Source organism: Blastococcus sp. HT6-4 (assembly GCF_039679125.1).
Taxonomy (GTDB): domain Bacteria; phylum Actinomycetota; class Actinomycetes; order Mycobacteriales; family Geodermatophilaceae; genus Blastococcus; species Blastococcus montanus.
Window position 1 is genome coordinate 3,300,710 of the sequence record NZ_CP155551.1, and the last position, 18,001, is coordinate 3,318,710.

The window sequence follows — 18,001 nt, forward strand, 5'->3', positions numbered from 1 at the left end:
TGGGAGCGCTCCGGCCGGTGCTTCCCCCAGGCGTCGGCCCGGAGGCCGCACCCCCGTTCCCGCTGCCGCCGTACCCGGGGCAGGAGCACTGGGTCGATACGTGGATCGGATGGCTGGATGACGGTGCACTCCTGGCCCTGGTGACCTGGGGCAGCCCATCTCTGCTCCCGACGATCGCTCTCGATGCCGACGAGCAGGGCACCCTCGAGCTCCAGATCGGATACGACACATCCCTTCCACCTGGCCACGCCATAGCTGGAAGCCTGTCTGCCATCACGTCCGTCGTCGCGCCGGGGGCTGCGGCGACAGGTGGCAGAACCCTGCGGGTGGTCGTGAAAGGTGTCGGAACGGCGCAGCTCGACTAGGGGTCCCGCCTCCCCGCCCCGGTGTCACAGGTGGGAGCAGGTACCCGCCGTCAGCTGTACTGACGGCGGGCATGGCGGGGGGCTGCAGCAGCAGGACGACCGGGTCCCACCCGTGTCGAGGATCCGGCGGCCCACCTCCGCGAACCCGTGATCCCGGTAGTAGCCGCGCAGTCGGTCATCGGTCTCCACACACTCCAACCGGAGGTGTGCCCGGCCGGCCCCGACCGCCTCGCCGGCAACCCAGTCCAGCAGTCGCGCACCGTGCCCACCACCGGCGTGGGCCGAGAGACCATCAGGCCGTGCACGTGGGCGGCGTCGTCCGGACGCGCCGCCCAGACGTCGGGATCGGACCACAGGAGGCGCAGCGCACCACCGCGGCACCGGCGCGGAGCACGTGCCATTCCCCCGCCACCACCTGCGCGGCCATCTCCGCCAGCCGCACCTCACCCGGGAGCCACTGCCGGATGCCCGTCCCGACCATCCACCAGGCGCGGGACTCGCGCAGCTCAGACAGCGCCGCCACGTCCTCGGTGGTCACCGGCCGGGGCGCCGTCATCGACCGCCGAGGCCGCGCCCGCGTGCGGCGGCGACGACCAGCTCGACGCAGGTCTCCAGCGGCAGCGCCGTGGTGTCCACGACGAGGTGGTAGTTCCCGGCCGCCGCGGGGTCGCAGCGGTAGAAGTGCCGCACGTATGCCTCCCGCCCCCGGTCGACCGCCGCCATCTCCCGTGCGACCTCGTCGCGGGGGCGGCCCGACCGCGCCACCGCCGCGGCCAGGCGCCGGTCGCGCGGGCCGTCGAGCCGCACGTGGAGGGCATCGGCCCGGCCCCGCAGCACCATCGCCGCAGCCCGCCCCAGCACCACACCGCCGTCCCCCGTGGCGATCTCGGTGAGGATCCGCTCGGTCTGCTCCCGGTAGGCCCGGGCGTCGGGAAGCGGTGCGCCCGGCACGACGCCACCCACCGGGTCGGGCATCGTCCCCAGCGAGGCGACCAGCCGCCACAGCCCGCGGACGACGGTCTCGTCGTTGGCCTCCGCCTCGGCCACCGGCACGCCCAGCCGCCCGGCCACCTGGGCGGGGATCGCCCGGTCGTGGAACGGCAGCCGCAGCCGCTCGGCGACCGCCGGGGCGATCTCCGCGCCCGCCGCACCGTAAGGGGCCGAGATCGTCACGACACCCACGTCGCCTCCCCCTCGTCCGCCGCGGCGGACAGCTCCTTGCCGAGGAACACGGCATCCGGGGAGCACGCGTAGACGCCGTACCCCGGCACCGGCCGGTAGCCCAGCTGCGCGTACAGCGCGACGGCCTCGAGCTGCTTCCGGCCGGTGTTGAGCACCACCGACCGGTGGCCCGCCCGGGCGGCCGTCGACTCCAGCTCCGCCATCAGCACCTGCGCGAGCCCCCGCCGCCGGAAGCCCGGCGCCACGTAGACCCGCTTGATCTCCACACCCCCGGGCGGGTAGACCCGCCAGGCCCCGCACCCCGCGGCGACGCCGTCGACCTCCGCGGCCAGGAACAGCCCGTCCGGCGGGGAGAACTCCGCCGGGTCCACCACGGCGGAGTCCCGGCCGCCGTACCGGGTGACGTACTCCTGCTGCACCGCCTCGACCAGGGTCTGCGCCAGGGGGTCGTCGTAGGGAACCGGCCGCAGCCGTACCGCGGCGCCGTCCCCGAGCACCCGCTCAGCCGAAGTGGACATGACCCGCCGTCCTCGCCCCGACGCCGTGCAGCGCCGTCTCCGCGTCCTCGCCGCTCACCCGCACCCCGGGCTTCCCGTTCCCGGCCCGGACGGTGCCGACCACCGTCCACCCGTCCGGCAGGGACGCCGATGCCGGGAACGTCGCCAGCAGGGCGTGATCCTCCCCACCGCTGAGCACCCAGGCCATCGGATCGGTGCCCAGCGCCGAGGCGACCTGCTGCAGCGGGCCCACCGGCTCCAGGCAGGCCCGCTCCAGCGCGGCGCGGTCCAGGTCGATCACCACGCCGCTGTCGGTCGCGATGTGCCGGGCGTCGGCGACCAGGCCGTCGCTCACGTCGCACATCGCGGTCGCGCCCGCGTCCGCGGCTGCCGGCCCCGCCGCGTACGGCGGGGTGGGCCGGCGGTGCGCCGACACCACGGCCAGCGGGCTGGAGAATCCGCGGCGCAGCACGGCGAACCCCGCCGCCGACCAGCCCAGGCGCCCGGCGAGCGCGACGACGTCGCCCGGCCGCGCACCGGAGCGCAGCACCGGCGCCCGCCCGTCCAGGTCGCCCAGCGCCGTGACCGACAGGACGACGCCGGCGCTGTCGGGCGCGGCCGCCACGGTGTCCCCGCCGACGACGGCGGCCCCCAGCGGGGCGCACTCGGCGGCCAGCCCGGCAGCCACCCCTTCCAGCCAGCTCGTGAGCGTGTCGGGCGGGCAGGCCAGCCCGACCACGAGCGCGGTCGTCGTGGCGCCCATCGCCGCGACGTCGGCCAGGTTCGCCGCCGCCGCCTTGTGCCCGACGTCCTCCGCGGACGACCAGTCCCGCCGGAAGTGCCGGCCCTCCACCAGCACGTCGACGGTCACGACGACCCGCCGGTCCGGGGTCCGGAGGACGGCGGCGTCGTCGCCGGGGCCCACCTCCGCCGCGGTCGCCGTGCCCGAGCGGGCGAGCACCCGGGCGATCACGCCGAACTCGCCGACGACCCGGACGCTGTCGGCCGGATCACCACGCGGGACCAGCGGGCGGGGTCGGCTCATCGGTGCACTCCAGTCGCTGGGGTAGGTTGCCGACGAGTCCGCCACCCGGCGGGGACGACGTCTCGGCACTGCTTCCGGAGGAAGGATCTCCCGTGGTCCACGCCTACATCCTCATCCAGACCGAAGTCGGCAAGGCCGCCCAGGTCGCCTCGACCATCAGCGAGATCAGCGGCGTCACCAGGGCCGAGGACGTCACCGGCCCGTACGACGTGATCGTCCGCGCCGAGGCCGAGACCGTCGACGAGCTCGGCCGGCTGGTCGTGGCGCGCGTGCAGTCGGTCGACGGCATCACCCGCACGCTGACCTGCCCGGTCGTCAACATCTGAGCGGTCGCCCCGTGGACCCGCTCCGCCGGGCCGCGCTGCTGGTGACGGTCCTCACCGTTCCGGTGGTGATCGCGCTCGTCGTCATGGTCAACGTGCTCGGCGACCGGGCCGCCGACCGGTCGGCCGCTCCCGCCGTCGTCGACGGCGCCGAACCCGTCCGCCCCGAGGACCTGCCCGTGCTGGAGCTGGCCACCCCGCCGGTCACCGCGGAGGCGGAGGCGCACTGCCCGGCCCTCATGGCGAACCTCCCGCTGGAGCTGGCCGGGGAGACCTCCCGGCGGGTGCAGTCCGACACCCCGTACGTGTACGCGTGGGGCGACCCACCCGTCGTGCTGACCTGCGGCGTCGAGCGCCCCGCCGGCTGGACCGTCGGTGCGTCGGCGATCCAGATCAACGGCGTGCAGTGGCACGTCGACACCAGCGATCCCGAGGCCACGGTGTGGACGGCGGTGGACCGCCCCGTCTACGTCGAGATGCGCCTCCCGGCGGGGGTCGACAGCGCTCCGGTCACCGCCCTCACCGTGCCGCTGGCCGAGGCCCTGCCGTACCGGGAGCCCGACCCCGGCCCCTGAGGCCCGCTGCGCGCCGCCGGACGGCTTCACGCCGGCGGCAGCAGCGCCAACTGCTCCTCGAGGACGGCGCCGACCTCCCGGACGGCGTCGGCCTTCGTCTCCGCCACCGCGGTCACCGAGACGCTGAAGACGCCGTGCCAGCACCAGGCGAAGGCGGCCGGGTCGACCAGACCGGCCTCGGGCACGGGCGCGTCCACGGTCAGCAGGCGGCAGTTGGCGGGCAGCTCCGGCGGGTCCTCGCTCAGCACCCCCGGGTAGAGCTCGGCGTCGTTGCGGGCCAGGTCCTGGGCGTAGGACCGGGCGCCGGACCGCCGGTCGAACTGGTCGACGAAGACCCCGGTGATGGGGCCGTCCCCGTGCCCCCAGAACCGCTCCCAGCCGTAGCGGTAGCCGTAGCTCTCGAGCACCTCGCGCTCGCGCGCCGGGTCGGTGGAGTAGCCGGCGACGTCCTCCAGGCGTTTCTCCCCCGCCGGCGGCTCGAGGTCCTCGTCGGGCAGCCGGGGCCGGCCCGAGGGCACGTCGGTGACGATCAGCCGCTCGAGCTCGGCGGGGTCCGTCGGCCGGTTGGAGGGCGCCACGGCCGTCGGCACGCCGTCGACCGCGCGCCCGCAGCCCGGCAGCACGGCGACGGCCACGGCCACGGCGGCCAGGGCGCCCGCGGCGAGCGGGGACCGGGCGGCGCGCCGGGCCCGCCGCCCGAGGATCACCGGGCCGGCCGCGGACCGCCGGTGAGGGCGCCGGTCACCAGCCGGTCCACCAGCGCGGCGAAGTCGACGCCCGTGGACGCCCACATGCGCGCGAACATCGAGATCGGGGTGAACCCCGGCATGGTGTTCACCTCGTTGATCACCAGCCGGTCCGACCCGTCCGGGCCGGTGCCGAGGAAGAAGTCGACCCGGGCGAGCCCGCGGCAGTCCAGCGCCAGGTAGGCCCGGCGGGCGGCGTCCTGGACGGCGGCCACCTGCTCCGGGGAGAGCTCGGCGGGGATGTCGAACTCCGCGGCGTCGTCGAGGTACTTGGCCGCGAAGTCGTACCAGTCGACGCCGGGCCGCAGCCGGATCTCGGCGGGCAGGCTCGCCTCCGGGAGACCGGACCCGCGGGCGGCCAGGACACCGCACTCGATCTCCCGGCCGGGGACGGCCGCCTCCACGATCACCTTCGGATCGACCGCGGCGGCCGCGGCGACGGCCGCGGGGAACTGCGCCCAGTCGGTGACCTTGCTGATGCCGATGCTGGAGCCGGCACGCGCCGGCTTGACGAAGACCGGCAGCCCGAGGCGGTCCCGCCCGGCCTCGTCGAGGACCGACGGCTCGGCGCACACCGCGCCGTGCGAGTCGCGCAGGACGACGTGCTCCCCCTGCGGCAGGCCCGCGGCGGCCAGCAGCTTCTTGGTGAACTCCTTGTCCATGGACGCCGCGCTGGCGAACACGCCCGACCCCACGTAGGGCAGCCCGGTCATCTCCAGCAGCCCCTGGACCGTGCCGTCCTCGCCGAACGTGCCGTGCAGCACGGGGAAGACGACGTCGACCTCGGTGAGCGCCCGCCCGACCGCCGCGCCCGGCTCCAGGACGGCCAGCCCGCGGGCCTCGGGATCGCCGACCAGCGAGACCGCCGTGCCACCGGTCACCTCGGGCAGGACGCCGTCGGTGATCGTCAGCCGCTGATCGGCCGCGGGCAGCACCCAGCGGCCGTCGCGGGCGATGCCGACGGGCACCACCTCGTACCGCTCGGGATCGAGCGCGGCCATCACGCTGCTCGCGGAGACGCAGGAGATCGCGTGCTCCTCGCTGCGGCCCCCGAACACGACCGCCACACGCACCTTGCCGCCCACGCCGCTCATCCCCGCGACCCTAACCGAGCCCGGTTCCGCCGCCCTGACGCGTCGTCGAACACGGCGTCGAGCCGCCGAGGGGCCCGTGGTGTGGCAGCCTCGTCGCGTGCACGACGACCCAGCCCACCAGACCGCACCCGGGACGGCGCGCACCACGGACGGGCCCGGGCACTCCCGAGGACTGCGCCTGGCCGGAGCGGCGGTGCACCTGTACACGGCCAGCGGCTCGGTGCTCGGCCTGCTCCTCGTCCTCGCGGCCTTCGACGGCGCCGTCGAGACCGCCCTGTGGCTCATCCTCGCGACGCTGTTCATCGACGGCACCGACGGGATGCTGGCCCGGCGGTTCCGGGTCAAGGAGACGATCCCCTGGTTCGACGGCGCCCGGATGGACGACATCGTCGACTACCTGACCTACGTCTTCGCCCCGATCGTGCTGCTCTGGACGACCGACCGGATCCCCGGCGGCGCCCTCGGCTGGGTCCTGGCCGCGCTCCCCCTGCTGGCGTCCTGCTACCAGTTCTGCCGGATCGACGCGAAGACCGAGGACCACTACTTCCTCGGCTTCCCGAGCTACTGGAACGTCGTGGCCTTCTACGCGATCGTCCTGGACGTCGGCACCACCGGCGTCGGCATCGCGCTCGCCGTCCTGACCGTGCTGGTGTTCATCCCGGTCAAGTACGTCTACCCGTCGCGCACCAAGCTGCTGCGCGGCCTGAACCTCGGGCTGGCCACCGTGTGGCTGGTCACCTTCGCGGTGCTGATCGTCCAGTACCCCGACCCGCACCCGCTGGTCGTCGCGCTGAGCCTGGTGTACCTCGTCTACTACTTCGGCGTGAGCATCTGGCTGACCGTGGCCGGCAGCCGCCGCCGGTCCGCGTCAGCCGAGGGCGTCGAGCGCGCGGGATAGGTCGGCGACGAGGTCGGCGGTGTCCTCGATGCCGCAGGACAGCCGGACGAAGCCGGCCGGGACGTCGTCCCCGCCCCACTGCGCCCGCCGGTCGATCGTGCTGTGCACGCCGCCGAAGCTGGTCGCCGCCGCCCACAGCCGGCTCGCCCCCAGCAACCGGGAGACGGCGGCCTCGCCGGGCAGCTCGGCGGACAGGACCCCGTTCGGCCGGAGCATCTGCCGGGTGGCCAGCGCCGACGACGGGTCGCCGGCGCGCCACGGCCACCGCAGGTTCGTGACGGCGGGGTGGCCGGCGAGCACCTCGGCGACCGCCGCCGCGTTCGCCGCCTGACGGGCCAGCCGGAGATCCAGGGTGCTCATGGATCGGTGCCCCAGCCAGGCCTCGAACGGCCCCGGCGTGCTGCCGGTGCGGTCCCGGAAGCCCTTCACCCGGGCGTGCAGCTCGTCGTCGGTCATGGACACGTGGCCGAGCAGCAGATCGCTGTGCCCCGTCAGCGCCTTCGTGTCGCTGCCCACGGTGAGGTCAGCCCCCAGCGCGAGCGGCCGCTGGCCCAGCGGGGTCGCGGTGGTGTTGTCGACGGCCACGAGGGCGCCGGCCGCGTGCGCGGCCTCGGCCACGGCCGCGATGTCGCAGACGTCCAGCTGCGGGTTGCTCGGCGTCTCCAGCAGGACCATGCGCGCCCCGGCCAGCCCGCCGCCGGCGGCCACCCGCCCGATCTCCGGCGTGGGCACGTACTCAACGTCGATCCCGAAGCGGGCCAGCTCCTCGGCGGCCAGCAGCCGGGTCGTGTAGTAGCCGTCCGAGGGCAAGACGACGCGGTCACCGGTCCGGGTGCAAGCGAGGACGGCGGCGGTGAGCGCGGCCATCCCGGTGGCGAAGGACAGGCAGCGCCCGCCGTCGAGCTCGCCGACGGCGTCCTCGAAGGCCCGGAGCGTGGGCTGCTCGGTGCGCGCGTAGGCATCGGCGCCACCGGCTCGCGGCGGCTGGTCGGCGAGGTGGAACGGCGCGGCGAACACCGGCGAGGGACGCAGCGGGGACCCCGGCACCGCGGGGCCCTCCCCCGCCCGCACCGACCGGGTCCCGTCGCCCCACCCGTTCTCGCTCACTGCACCCTGTTCGCTCCCGCGGGGCGCTCCGCTCCTCGCTCGGAGGTCCAGGCCGGTTCCGCGGTCGGTCCGCTCCTCGCTCGTCCCTCGCTGCGATGCTCCCTCCCTGTCACCGGCCGCCTCGCTGCGATGCTCACGCCCCTGTCCGCTCACTCCGGCTTCGCCTCCCGCGACATGATCTCCCGCACCATCTGCCCGGGCGCCTCCCCCTCGTGGCACACGCGCACGACCGCCTCGGTGATCGGCACGTCGACGCCGTGCGCCCGGGCCAGGTCGAGCACCGAGCGGCAGCTCTTCACGCCCTCGGCGGTCTGCCGCGTGCTCCGCTGCACCTCCTCGACGGTCATCCCGCGGCCGAGCTTCTCCCCGAAGGTGCGGTTGCGCGACAGCGGCGAGCTGCAGGTGGCGACGAGGTCGCCCAGCCCGGCCAGCCCGGCGAACGTGGTCAGCTCCGCACCCAGCACCAGTCCCAGGCGGGCGGTCTCGGCGAGCCCGCGGGTCATCAGCGAGGCCCGTGTGTTGTCACCGAACCCGAGCCCCTCGGCGATGCCACAGGCCAGCGCGATGACGTTCTTCACCGCCCCGCTCAGCTCGCAGCCGACGACGTCGGGGTTGGTGTACGGCCGGAAGTAGCGGGTGTGGCAGGCCTCCTGGAGCACCGCCGCCCGGCCGGCGTCGGAGCAGGCGATCACCGTGGCGGCCGGCTGCTCCTCGGCGATCTCCCGCGCCAGGTTGGGGCCGCTCAGCGCCGCCACCCGCTCCGGGCCGGCACCGGTGACCTCGCAGATCACCTCGCTCATCCGCTTGGTGGTGCCGAGCTCGATGCCCTTCATCAAAGACAGCAGCGTCGCGTCCGGCGGCAGCAGCTCCCGCCACTCGCCCAGGTTCCCCCGCAGCGACTGCGAGGGCACCGCCAGCACGACGACGTCGGCGTCGAGCAGCGCCTCGGCGGGGTCGGCGGTGGCCCGCAGCCGCTCCGGCAGCCGCACGCCGGGGAGGTACTCGAGGTTCTCCCGGCGCTCGGCGATGGCGGTGGCCAGCTCCGGACGCCGGGCGTGCAGCATCACCTGGCAGCCGGCGTCGGCCAGCACCTTGGCGAACGTCGTGCCCCACGAACCGGCACCGAGGACCGCGGCCCGCGTCATGCCGCACTCCCCGCGGGGCCGTCGGAACGCCGGCGCCCCGGGCCCGGGTGGACGGCGAGCGGAGGACGCTCGCCCCGCAGCTCGGCCAGCTGGTCGCGCACCCTCGACATCATCAGATCGGTCGTCTCCCGCAGCAGCTCGGCGTTCAGCGGGCGCCCGGCCCGCACCTCCGCGCGCACGGCGGAGAGGTCGATCGGCTCGCCGACGAAGGAGTCGACGGGCACGCGGAGGGCCGGGCGCAGCTTCTTGTCGTGGTAGTCGTGCACCCGCTGCGGCCCCCACTGGGCCACCGGGACGACGACGGCGTCGGTGGTCAGCGCCAGGTGCGCGGCACCCGTGCGCGCCCGCATCGGCCACCAGTCCGGGTCCCGGGTGACCGAGCCCTCGGGGTAGATGACGACGAGGTTGCCCGCCCGCAGGTCGGCCCGCGCGGCGTCCAGGGAGCCGCGGGCGGCCGTGGTGTACCGGGCCACCGGGATCTGCCCCGCCGACCGGAGGATCGTGCCGGCCACCCCCGCGAAGACCGCCTCCTTGGCGAGGAAGTGCGGGATGCGGCCGTGGTCGAACACCAGCCGCGCGCACGCCAGGGGGTCGAGCACCGAGACGTGGTTGGCGACCAGGAGCACCGACCCGCGGACCGGGATGCGGTCGCCGTGGCGGTAGCGCAGCCGGAACAGCAGGGACGACACCGGGTAGATGACCAGGATGCACAGCAGCAGGGAGACCGAGAGCCGGCCGCGGGTGCGCCACCGGGCCGGCCGGTGGCCGACGGCCCCCTCGCCCGGGGTGGACCCGCCCGTGACCGGGCCGTGCGAGGACCTCTCCTCCGTCACCGTCCCGCCTCCCTCTCTGCCGGCCAGCCCATGATCGACCCGCGCCGGCGATCGCGGGCCACCGGGGTCCGCACCGGCACCGCGCCCGGGGGCGGTGTGCTCACATTGTGGTCGTGGGCAGCTGGTCGGTCGTGATCCCGGCGAAGCGGCTCGCCGTGGCCAAGACGCGCCTGCGGCCCCTCACGGCACCCGGGAGCGACCACGACGGGCTGGTCCTGGCCCTGCTCGCCGACACGGTCGCGGCCGCCCTCGCCTGCCCGGAGGTGGGCTCGGTCGTCGTCGTCACCGACGAGCCGGCCGCCGCGGACCTCGTGCGCGGGCTCGGGGCCCGCCCCGTCCCCGACCGACCGGACCGGGGGCTCAACCCGGCGCTCGAGCACGGCGCCCGGCACGCGGGCGGCGCGGCGGTCGCGGCGCTCTCCTCCGACCTGCCCGCTCTGCGACCGGCCGAGCTCGCCGCCGCGCTGCGGGCGGCCGAGGGGGCGCCGCGCTGCTTCGTCGCGGACGCGCAGGGCACCGGCACCACGCTGCTCACCGCCACCGGCGCCGACCTGCTCCCGCGGTTCGGGCGCGGCTCGGCGCAGGCCCACCGCGGCGACGGGGCGGTGCCCCTGACCGGCGACTGGCCGGGGCTGCTGCGCGACGTGGACACGGCCGGGGACCTGCGCGCCGCGGTCGCGCTCGGGCTCGGCGAGCACACGGCCGACCTGCTCAGGCGCTCGCCGGGTCTCGCCGTTCACCTGCGTGCGGCACGATGACCGGGTGCCCCTTCCCCCCGATGACACCACGGACGCTCTGCCCGCCGACCGCTTCCTGAACCGCGAGCTGTCCTGGCTGGACTTCAACGCCCGCGTGCTGGAACTGGCCGAGGACGACTCGCTGCCGCTGCTGGAGCGGGTGAAGTTCCTCGCGATCTTCGCCAGCAACCTGGACGAGTTCTACATGGTGCGGATCGCCGGGCTGAAGCGCCGGCAGAGCACCGGGCTCACCGTCCGCTCCCCCGACGGGCTGACGATCCGGGAGCAGCTGGAGCGGGTCACCGCGCGCACCCAGGAACTCGTGCAGCGGCACTCCGACGTCTTCAACAAGGACGTGCTCCCCCGGCTCGAGGACGCCGGCATCCGGATCATCCACTGGGAGGACCTGGAGGACGAGGCGGCGGTGCGCCTGCGCGAGTACTTCCGCGACCAGGTGTTCCCCGTGCTCACCCCGCTGGCGGTCGACCCGGCGCACCCGTTCCCGTACATCAGCGGGCTCTCCCTGAACCTCGCCGTGTCGGTGCGCGACCCCGACTCCGGCGCCCCCCGCTTCGCGCGGCTGAAGGTGCCCAACAACGTCCCCCGCTTCGTGCCCGTGCCCCCCGGCAGCGCGACCACCGCCACGTTCCTCCCGCTCGAGGACCTCATCGCCGCGCACCTGGCGCAGCTGTTCCCCGGCCTCGACGTGCTGGACCACCACTTCTTCCGCGTCACCCGCAACGCCGACCTGGAGGTGGAGGAGGACCGGGACGAGGACCTGCTCCAGGCGCTCGAGCGCGAGCTCGCCCGGCGGCGGTTCGGTCCGGCGGTGCGCCTGGAGGTGGCCGAGCCGATGGACCCGCGGATCCTCGAGGTGCTCATGTCCGAGCTCGAGGTCTCACCGGACGACGTCGTCCACGTGCCCGGACTGCTGGACCAGGCCGCGCTGATGGCGCTCTACGACCTGGACCGGCCCGAGCTCAAGGACGAGCCGTTCGTCCCGGCCACCCACCCGCGCCTCTCCGAGGGCGAGACCCCCAAGAGCGTCTTCGCCACCCTGCGCGAGGGCGACGTCCTGGTCCACCACCCGTACCACTCGTTCGCCACCAGCGTGCAGCGGTTCATCGAGCAGGCCGCCGCCGACCCGGACGTGCTGGCGATCAAGCAGACGCTCTACCGCACCTCGGGCGACTCACCCATCGTGCATGCGCTGATCGAGGCCGCCCAGGCCGGTAAGCAGGTCGTCGTCCTGGTCGAGATCAAGGCCCGGTTCGACGAGGAGGCCAACATCACCTGGGCCCGCTCGCTGGAGCGCGCCGGCTGCCACGTCGTCTACGGGCTGGTGGGCCTGAAGACCCACTGCAAGACCGCCCTGGTGGTCCGCCGCGAGCAGGGCCTGATCCGGCGGTACTGCCACATCGGCACCGGCAACTACAACCCGAAGACCGCCCGCATCTACGAGGACCTCGGCATCCTGACCGCCGACCCGCGCGTGGGCGCGGACCTCACGGACCTGTTCAACACGCTCACCGGCTACTCCCGGCAGACCAACTACCGCACGCTGATGGTGGCGCCGCACGGCATCCGCAACGGGCTGCTCGAGAAGATCCGGCGCGAGGCGCGGCACGCGGCGGAGGGTCAGCCGTCCGGTATCCGGATCAAGGCGAACTCGGTGGTCGACGAGCGGATCATCGACGCGCTGTACGAGGCCTCGCGGGCCGGCGTCCCGGTCGAGCTGTTCGTCCGGGGCATCTGCGCGCTGCGCCCCGGCGTCCCCGGCCTGTCCGAGACCATCCGGGTGCGTTCGATCGTCGGCCGCTTCCTGGAGCACTCGCGGGTCATCTCGTTCGAGAACGCCGGCGACCAGGAGTGGTGGATCGGCAGCTCCGACCTGATGCACCGCAACCTCGACCGCCGGGTCGAGGTGCTGCTGCGGGTCTGCGACGAGTCGGCCCGCGCCCAGCTGCAGGAGTCGCTCACGCCGGCGATGGCCCCCGGGGTGCGGTCCTGGGAGCTGCGCAGCGACGGGCAGTGGGAACGCCTGGCGGGACGGGACTACCAGGCCGAGCTGATGCGCCGCATCCATGCTGCCGCCGGCTGAGCCCGCGGGGGCGATCGCGGCCGCCGGCGGGGTCGTCTGGCGCCCGGCCGGGGACGACGGCATCGAGATCGCGATCGTCCACCGTCCGCGCTACGACGACTGGTCGCTGCCCAAGGGGAAGCTCGACGCCGGTGAGCACGCCCTGGCCGCCGCGTGCCGCGAGGTCGTCGAGGAGACCGGGCTCGGCGTCGTCGCCGGACGCCGCGGGCCGACCACGCAGTACGCGGTCGACGGCGTGCCCAAGCACGTCGACTACTGGCTCATGCGCTGGGTGGGGGGCTCCTTCCTCCCCAACGACGAGGTGGACGAGCTGCGCTGGCTCGCCCCCGAGGAGGCCGCCGCATGCTGCACCCACGAGCACGACCGGCTGGTGATCACCGACGCGGCACGCACCGACGTCCCGCGTGAGGTGAGCCTGCTGCTGGTCCGGCACGGCCGGGCCGGGAGCAAGCACGAGTTCGAGGGGCCCGACGAGCTGCGGCCGCTGGACGAGAAGGGACGGCGGCAGGCGCAGCAACTGGCCGAGGCGCTGGCGTGGTTCGCCCCGGACGACGTGCTCAGCGCCCCGAAGGTGCGCTGCACGCAGACGGTGGAGCCGCTGGCCGAGCGCCTCGGCGTGGACGTGCGCCCGTCACCCCGGATGGGCGAGGAGGCGTTCGCCGACGACCCCGACGCCGGCCTGGCCGTGGTGGAGGAGCTGCTCGCGCCCCGGGCCGACCCGGGGGTCACCGTGCTGTGCAGCCAGGGCGCGGTGATCCCGTCGGTGCTGCAGGCGCTCGGGGTGCACGGCCACGGCGTCCGGGGGCTGCTGCCGCCGGCCGCCAAGGGCAGCGTGTGGGCCCTCGGCGGCCGGCCGGGGGCTCTGGTCGCGGACTACTACCGCGACTTCGAGGCCGACCCCGACGCCCCCTGAGGGCGCCGGGGGCCGGCAGGTCAGGCGGGGAGGGCCGGGAGGGCCTTCGGCAGCCAGGACGGGCGCGCCGCCTCGTAGGTCTCGATGTCGTCGAGGTGCCGCTCGGTGAGGCCGACGTCGTCGAGCCCCTCCAGGAGCCGCCAGCGGGTGTAGTCGTCGACCTCGAACGGCACGGTCCGTTCCTCACCCGCCCGCGCCGACCCCCAGGTGACCTGCTTGGCCTGCAGGTCCACCGTCACCGGCGTCGCCGGGTCGGCCTCGATCGCCGTCCACAGCGCCTCGACGTCGGCCTGCGGCAGGACGACCGTCAGCAGCCCGGACTTGGTCGAGTTGTTGCGGAAGATGTCGGCGAACCGGGAACTGATGACGACCCGGAAGCCGCCGTCCAGCAGCGCCCAGTTGGCGTGCTCGCGGGAGGAACCGGTGCCGAAGTCAGGGCCGGCCACCAGGATGGAGGCGTCGGCGTACTCCGGGCGGTTGAGCACGAAGTCCGGCTCGTTGGTCCGCCAGGCGATGAACAGGCCGTCCTCGAAGCCGGTGCGGGTGATCCGCTTGAGGTACTCGGCCGGGATGATCTGGTCGGTGTCGACCGCGCTGCGGCGCAGGGGCGCGGCGGTGCCGGTGTGCGTGGTGAAGGCGTCCATGGCTCAGGCTCCGATCAGGTCGGCGGGGGCGGTGAGGCGGCCGGTCAGCGCGGTGGCGGCGGCCACCGACGGCGACACCAGGTGGGTGCGCCCGCCCTTGCCCTGGCGACCCTGGAAGTTGCGGTTGCTGGTCGAGGCCGACCGCTCGCCGGGCTTGAGCTGGTCGGGGTTCATGCCCAGGCACATCGAGCACCCGGCCCCCCGCCACTCGGCGCCGGCCTCGGTGAAGACCTTGTCCAGGCCCTCCGCCTCGGCCTGCAGCTTCACGCCGACCGAGCCGGGGACGACGAGCATGCGGGTGTCCGGGTCGATCTTCTTGCCCTGGAGGAAGGCCGCGGCGGTGCGCAGGTCCTCGATCCGGCCGTTGGTGCAGGAGCCCAGGAACACGGTGTCGACCTGGATCTCGCGCAGCGGGGTGCCCGGGGTCAGACCCATGTAGGCCAGCGCCTGCTCGGCGGCCCGCCGCTCGCCCTCGTCGTCGAACTGGGCCGGGTCGGGCACCACGCCGTCGATGGGCAGACCCTGACCGGGGTTGGTGCCCCAGGTGACGAACGGCGTCAGCGTCGAGGCGTCCAGCGTCACCTCGCGGTCGAAGAGCGCGCCGTCGTCGGTGCGCAGCGTGCGCCAGTGCTCGACGGCGGCGTCCCAGTCGGCGCCCTGCGGGGCGTGCGGGCGGCCCTGCAGGAAGTCGAAGGTGGTCTGGTCGGGTGCGATGAGCCCCGCCTTCGCGCCGGCCTCGATCGACATGTTGCAGATCGTCATGCGGGCCTCCATCGACAGGGCCTCGATGGCGCTGCCCCGGTACTCGATGACGTGCCCCTGGGCGCCGTTGGTGCCGATCTGGGCGATGACGGCCAGGATGATGTCCTTCGCCGAGACGCCGGGAGCCAGCTCGCCCTCGACGGTCACCGACATCTGCTTCGGGCGGTACTGCGGCAGTGTCTGGGTGGCCAGCACGTGCTCCACCTCGCTGGTGCCGATGCCGAAGGCCAGCGCCCCGAACGCCCCGTGCGTGGAGGTGTGGCTGTCGCCGCAGACGATCGTCAGGCCGGGCTGGGTCAGGCCGAGCTGCGGGCCGATGACGTGCACGATGCCCTGGTCGCGGTCGCCCATCGGGGCGAGCCGGATGCCGAACTCGGCGGTGTTCTTCCGCAGCGCCTCCACCTGCGCCCGGCTCACCGGGTCGGCGATCGGGGCGAGGATGTCCAGCGTGGGGACGTTGTGGTCCTCGGTCGCCATCGTGAGCTCGGGACGGCGGACGGTGCGACCGGCCGCCCGGAGGCCGTCGAACGCCTGCGGGCTCGTCACCTCGTGCACGAGGTGCAGGTCGATGTAGAGGAGGTCGGGCTCGCCCGCGGTGCTGCGCACCACGTGGGCGTCGTAGACCTTCTCGGCCAGGGTCTTCGGCACGGTGGCGTCCCCTTCGGGTGACTGGTCGCTCCCGAGGTAGCCGTCTCATTCCGCGGGATGCGAGTATTGCTGTGTGGGACAGCCTAACCCGGTCGCGGTTCTGGACAAAGCGGTCTCGATCCTGCACGCCGTGGCGCAGGAGCCGGCGAGCCTCGCCGAGCTGGTCGCGCGCACCGGACTGCCGCGGGCGACGGCGCACCGGCTGGCCGTCGCGCTGGAGGGCCACCGCCTCGTGCGCCGCACCGACACCGGGAGCTGGGCCCCCGGTCCGGCGCTCGCCGAGCTCGGCCGCGCCACCGCCGACATCGGCGAGATCGCCGGGCGCCACCTGGTCACCCTGCGCGACGCCACCGGCGAGAGCGCGCAGTTCTACGTCAGGGACGGCGCCACCCGGGTCTGCGTCGCCGCGGCGGAGCGCACCAGCGGGCTGCGCGACACCGTCCCGGTCGGCGCCCGCCTGCCCATGACGGCCGGATCCGCGGCGCACGCCCTGCTGGCCTTCATGCCCGCAGACGAGGTCACCCGACTGCTCCCGTCGGCCAGCTTCACCGCCCGCACGCTGCTCGACGTCCGCCGCCGGGGCTGGGCGCACAGCGTCGCCGAGCGCGAGGCGGGCGTCGCCTCGCTCTCCGCACCGGTCCGCGACGCGACCGGCGCGGTGCTGGGTGCGGTCTCCATCTCCGGGCCGGTGGAGCGGCTCGGCCGGCGACCCGGCGCCGAGGTCATCGGCGCGGTGCTCGACGCGTCGGCCGCCATCTCCCGCGCGGCGCGCTAGAACCGCTAAGCACTGGACGCCGCCGCCCGACCGGCCGGACACTGACCCATGACCGCTACCGACAGCCGCGGGTCGGCCCGCGTCGCCGAGGCCGGCGAGGGCATCGGCCTCGACGAACTCGCCCTGGCCACCCGCAACCACGGCCTGCCGCTCGAGGCGCTCCGGTACGACGTGACCCCGCCGGGCCTGCATTACGTGCTCACGCACTTCGACATCCCCGCAGCCGACCCCGGCTCCTGGGAGCTCCGGATCGGCGGCGCCGTCGACCGGCCGCTCACCCTGGGCCTGGACGACCTGGTGCGCCGCCCCGCCGTCACCTCCCGCGTGCTGCTCGAGTGCGCCGGCAACGGCCGGGCCCGGCTCGACCCTCGACCGGTCAGCCAGCCCTGGCTCCTCGAGGCCGTCGGGACGGCGGAGTGGACCGGCACTCCGCTGGCGCCGCTGCTGGAGGAGGCCGGGCTCTCCCCCGCCGCCGTCGACGTCGTCTTCACCGGCGCGGACCACGGCGTGGAGCGCGGCGTCGAGCAGGACTACGCCCGCGGGCTGCCGGTGGCCGAGGCGCTGCGCGCGGAGGCGCTGCTGGTCTGGGCGATGAACGGGCAGCCGTTGCCCCCGCAGCACGGCGCCCCGCTCCGGCTGGTGGTCCCCGGCTGGTACGGCATGGCCCACGTGAAGTGGCTGACCCGGATCGACGTCCTGACCGAGCCGTTCACCGGCTACCAGAACGCCACCGCCTACCGGCTCAAGGTGGAGGCGGACGACCAGGGCGAGCCGGTCACCCGGATCCGGCCGCGCGCCCTCGTCGCCCCGCCGGGCTGGCCGGACTTCATGACGCGGGAGCGGTTCGTCCGCGCCGGCGCCGTGCCGCTGTCCGGTCGGGCGTGGTCCGGTCGTGCGCCGGTCACGCGGGTCGAGGTCAGCACCGACGGCGGGCGGACCTGGGACGACGCCGTCCTCGCGCCGGCCGACCCCGCCCACCCGTTCGCGTGGCGGGCCTGGACCTACGACTGGACCGCGACCGCTGGAGCGCACGAGCTGCTCGTGCGCGCGACCGACGAGCAGGGCGCCCAACCGGTCGAGCAGGAGTGGAACCGCCAGGGCATGGCCAACAACCTCGTGCAGCGGGTCCCGGTCACGGTCCTCGCCTGACCGAGACGGCGAGAGCCCCCGACCGGGTGGTCGGGGGCTCTCGATCGCGTAGCCCCGAAGGGATTCGAACCCTCGCTACCGCCGTGAGAGGGCGGCGTCCTAGGCCGCTAGACGACGGGGCCGTGCAGGAACCATTTTGCCATGGCCGGATCGGCCCCCGGCAGCGGGGTCGGGAGGACGACGCCCGAGACGGCGAGAGCCCCCGACCGGGTGGTCGGGGGCTCTCGGTCGCGTAGCCCCGAAGGGATTCGAACCCTCGCTACCGCCGTGAGAGGGCGGCGTCCTGGGCCGCTAGACGACGGGGCCGTGCTGTGTCACTGCTGTACTGCGAGAGGAACCAGGCTTCCTCGCTGGGGTACCAGGACTCGAACCTAGACTAACGGAACCAGAAACCGTCGGGCTGCCAATTACCCCATACCCCATGGGTAGCACCTCGCGGCGCCGGAGAAGACGATACCTGAC

At 74.6% G+C, this 18,001-nt stretch carries 19 protein-coding genes and 3 tRNA genes; 8 read left to right on the top strand and 14 right to left on the bottom strand.

The window, feature by feature from the left end:
• Positions 1 to 657 precede the first annotated feature (657 nt).
• Genes ABDB74_RS15680 through ABDB74_RS15695 form a run of 4 tightly spaced genes read right to left on the bottom strand, consistent with a single transcriptional unit; the run spans position 658 to position 3,089 of the window.
• Positions 658 to 888 carry a hypothetical protein gene (locus ABDB74_RS15680; protein WP_346619691.1) on the bottom strand — a complete coding sequence of 77 codons (231 nt, stop codon included), beginning with the start codon at positions 886 to 888 and terminating at the stop codon, positions 658 to 660.
• 29 nt (positions 889 to 917) lie between these two features.
• Positions 918 to 1,538: a cytidylate kinase-like family protein gene (locus ABDB74_RS15685; RefSeq protein ID WP_346619692.1), complete on the bottom strand. Its 621-nt coding sequence runs from the start codon at positions 1,536 to 1,538 to the stop codon at positions 918 to 920.
• Positions 1,535 to 2,065 (bottom strand): GNAT family N-acetyltransferase, encoded by a 531-nt coding sequence (locus ABDB74_RS15690; protein ID WP_346619693.1) that lies wholly within the window; start codon positions 2,063 to 2,065, stop codon positions 1,535 to 1,537. Before ABDB74_RS15690 ends, ABDB74_RS15685 begins: the two co-directional genes overlap by 4 nt.
• A complete protein-coding gene (locus ABDB74_RS15695; protein ID WP_346619694.1) occupies positions 2,049 to 3,089 on the bottom strand; it encodes a thiamine-phosphate kinase in 1,041 nt (346 codons plus the stop codon). The genes ABDB74_RS15690 and ABDB74_RS15695 overlap by 17 nt, the downstream gene beginning before the upstream one ends.
• A gap of 92 nt (positions 3,090 to 3,181) precedes the next feature.
• Here ABDB74_RS15695 and ABDB74_RS15700 point away from each other — a divergent pair, with 92 nt between their 5' ends.
• Complete coding sequence (locus tag ABDB74_RS15700) at positions 3,182 to 3,415, top strand: Lrp/AsnC ligand binding domain-containing protein (RefSeq protein WP_113834507.1); 234 nt, start codon at positions 3,182 to 3,184, stop codon at positions 3,413 to 3,415.
• 11 nt (positions 3,416 to 3,426) lie between these two features.
• Positions 3,427 to 3,987, top strand: coding sequence for a DUF3515 domain-containing protein (locus ABDB74_RS15705; RefSeq protein ID WP_346619695.1), 561 nt, complete (start codon positions 3,427 to 3,429; stop codon positions 3,985 to 3,987).
• A gap of 26 nt (positions 3,988 to 4,013) precedes the next feature.
• Here ABDB74_RS15705 and ABDB74_RS15710 read toward each other — a convergent pair whose 3' ends face one another.
• Both ABDB74_RS15710 and ABDB74_RS15715 read right to left on the bottom strand, forming a co-directional pair.
• Complete coding sequence (locus tag ABDB74_RS15710) at positions 4,014 to 4,694, bottom strand: hypothetical protein (protein WP_346619696.1); 681 nt, start codon at positions 4,692 to 4,694, stop codon at positions 4,014 to 4,016.
• Entirely contained in the window at positions 4,691 to 5,827 is a 1,137-nt protein-coding gene (locus ABDB74_RS15715; RefSeq protein WP_346619697.1) for a D-alanine--D-alanine ligase family protein, read from the bottom strand. Before ABDB74_RS15715 ends, ABDB74_RS15710 begins: the two co-directional genes overlap by 4 nt.
• Before the next feature lie 97 nt (positions 5,828 to 5,924).
• On the opposite strand from ABDB74_RS15715, the gene ABDB74_RS15720 reads away from it, so the two are divergent.
• Complete coding sequence (locus ABDB74_RS15720) at positions 5,925 to 6,725, top strand: CDP-alcohol phosphatidyltransferase family protein (RefSeq protein ID WP_346619698.1); 801 nt, start codon at positions 5,925 to 5,927, stop codon at positions 6,723 to 6,725.
• On the opposite strand, the gene ABDB74_RS15725 is transcribed toward ABDB74_RS15720, so the two are convergent.
• The 3 genes from ABDB74_RS15725 to ABDB74_RS15735 all read right to left on the bottom strand — a co-directional run bounded on the left by ABDB74_RS15725 (position 6,696) and on the right by ABDB74_RS15735 (position 9,810).
• Entirely contained in the window at positions 6,696 to 7,832 is a 1,137-nt protein-coding gene (locus ABDB74_RS15725) for a cystathionine gamma-lyase (RefSeq protein WP_346619699.1), read from the bottom strand. The two genes, ABDB74_RS15720 and ABDB74_RS15725, sit on opposite strands and share 30 nt — an antisense overlap.
• Before the next feature lie 149 nt (positions 7,833 to 7,981).
• Entirely contained in the window at positions 7,982 to 8,977 is a 996-nt protein-coding gene (locus tag ABDB74_RS15730; RefSeq protein WP_346619700.1) for an NAD(P)H-dependent glycerol-3-phosphate dehydrogenase, read from the bottom strand.
• A complete protein-coding gene (locus ABDB74_RS15735) occupies positions 8,974 to 9,810 on the bottom strand; it encodes a lysophospholipid acyltransferase family protein (RefSeq protein WP_346619701.1) in 837 nt (278 codons plus the stop codon). The genes ABDB74_RS15730 and ABDB74_RS15735 overlap by 4 nt, the downstream gene beginning before the upstream one ends.
• Before the next feature lie 113 nt (positions 9,811 to 9,923).
• Between ABDB74_RS15735 and cofC the strand changes: the two genes are divergently transcribed.
• Genes cofC through ABDB74_RS15750 form a run of 3 tightly spaced genes read left to right on the top strand, consistent with a single transcriptional unit; the run spans position 9,924 to position 13,561 of the window.
• On the top strand, positions 9,924 to 10,568 hold the full coding sequence (gene cofC, locus ABDB74_RS15740; RefSeq protein ID WP_346619702.1) for a 2-phospho-L-lactate guanylyltransferase: 645 nt from the start codon (positions 9,924 to 9,926) through the stop codon (positions 10,566 to 10,568).
• A gap of 4 nt (positions 10,569 to 10,572) precedes the next feature.
• Positions 10,573 to 12,648 carry an RNA degradosome polyphosphate kinase gene (locus ABDB74_RS15745; RefSeq protein WP_346619703.1) on the top strand — a complete coding sequence of 692 codons (2,076 nt, stop codon included), beginning with the start codon at positions 10,573 to 10,575 and terminating at the stop codon, positions 12,646 to 12,648.
• Positions 12,632 to 13,561: an NUDIX hydrolase gene (locus ABDB74_RS15750; RefSeq protein ID WP_346619704.1), complete on the top strand. Its 930-nt coding sequence runs from the start codon at positions 12,632 to 12,634 to the stop codon at positions 13,559 to 13,561. Before ABDB74_RS15745 ends, ABDB74_RS15750 begins: the two co-directional genes overlap by 17 nt.
• A gap of 20 nt (positions 13,562 to 13,581) precedes the next feature.
• Here the strand turns inward: ABDB74_RS15750 and leuD are convergent, their stop codons facing one another.
• Together leuD and leuC are read right to left on the bottom strand one after the other, a co-directional pair.
• Positions 13,582 to 14,205: a 3-isopropylmalate dehydratase small subunit gene (gene leuD, locus ABDB74_RS15755; RefSeq protein ID WP_346619705.1), complete on the bottom strand. Its 624-nt coding sequence runs from the start codon at positions 14,203 to 14,205 to the stop codon at positions 13,582 to 13,584.
• A gap of 3 nt (positions 14,206 to 14,208) precedes the next feature.
• Positions 14,209 to 15,615 carry a 3-isopropylmalate dehydratase large subunit gene (gene leuC, locus ABDB74_RS15760; RefSeq protein WP_346619706.1) on the bottom strand — a complete coding sequence of 469 codons (1,407 nt, stop codon included), beginning with the start codon at positions 15,613 to 15,615 and terminating at the stop codon, positions 14,209 to 14,211.
• Positions 15,616 to 15,688: 73 nt separating this feature from the next.
• On the opposite strand from leuC, the gene ABDB74_RS15765 reads away from it, so the two are divergent.
• Both ABDB74_RS15765 and ABDB74_RS15770 read left to right on the top strand, forming a co-directional pair.
• Positions 15,689 to 16,390 (top strand): IclR family transcriptional regulator, encoded by a 702-nt coding sequence (locus ABDB74_RS15765; RefSeq protein WP_346619707.1) that lies wholly within the window; start codon positions 15,689 to 15,691, stop codon positions 16,388 to 16,390.
• A gap of 48 nt (positions 16,391 to 16,438) precedes the next feature.
• Positions 16,439 to 17,539, top strand: coding sequence for a sulfite oxidase (locus ABDB74_RS15770; protein WP_346619708.1), 1,101 nt, complete (start codon positions 16,439 to 16,441; stop codon positions 17,537 to 17,539).
• Positions 17,540 to 17,588: 49 nt separating this feature from the next.
• Here ABDB74_RS15770 and ABDB74_RS15775 read toward each other — a convergent pair.
• From ABDB74_RS15775 to ABDB74_RS15785, 3 genes are all read right to left on the bottom strand, one after another.
• Positions 17,589 to 17,661: transfer RNA gene (locus ABDB74_RS15775), tRNA-Glu, on the bottom strand.
• A gap of 111 nt (positions 17,662 to 17,772) precedes the next feature.
• Positions 17,773 to 17,845 (bottom strand) — tRNA-Glu (locus ABDB74_RS15780).
• A gap of 44 nt (positions 17,846 to 17,889) precedes the next feature.
• Positions 17,890 to 17,961 (bottom strand) — tRNA-Gln (locus tag ABDB74_RS15785).
• Positions 17,962 to 18,001 lie beyond the last annotated feature (40 nt).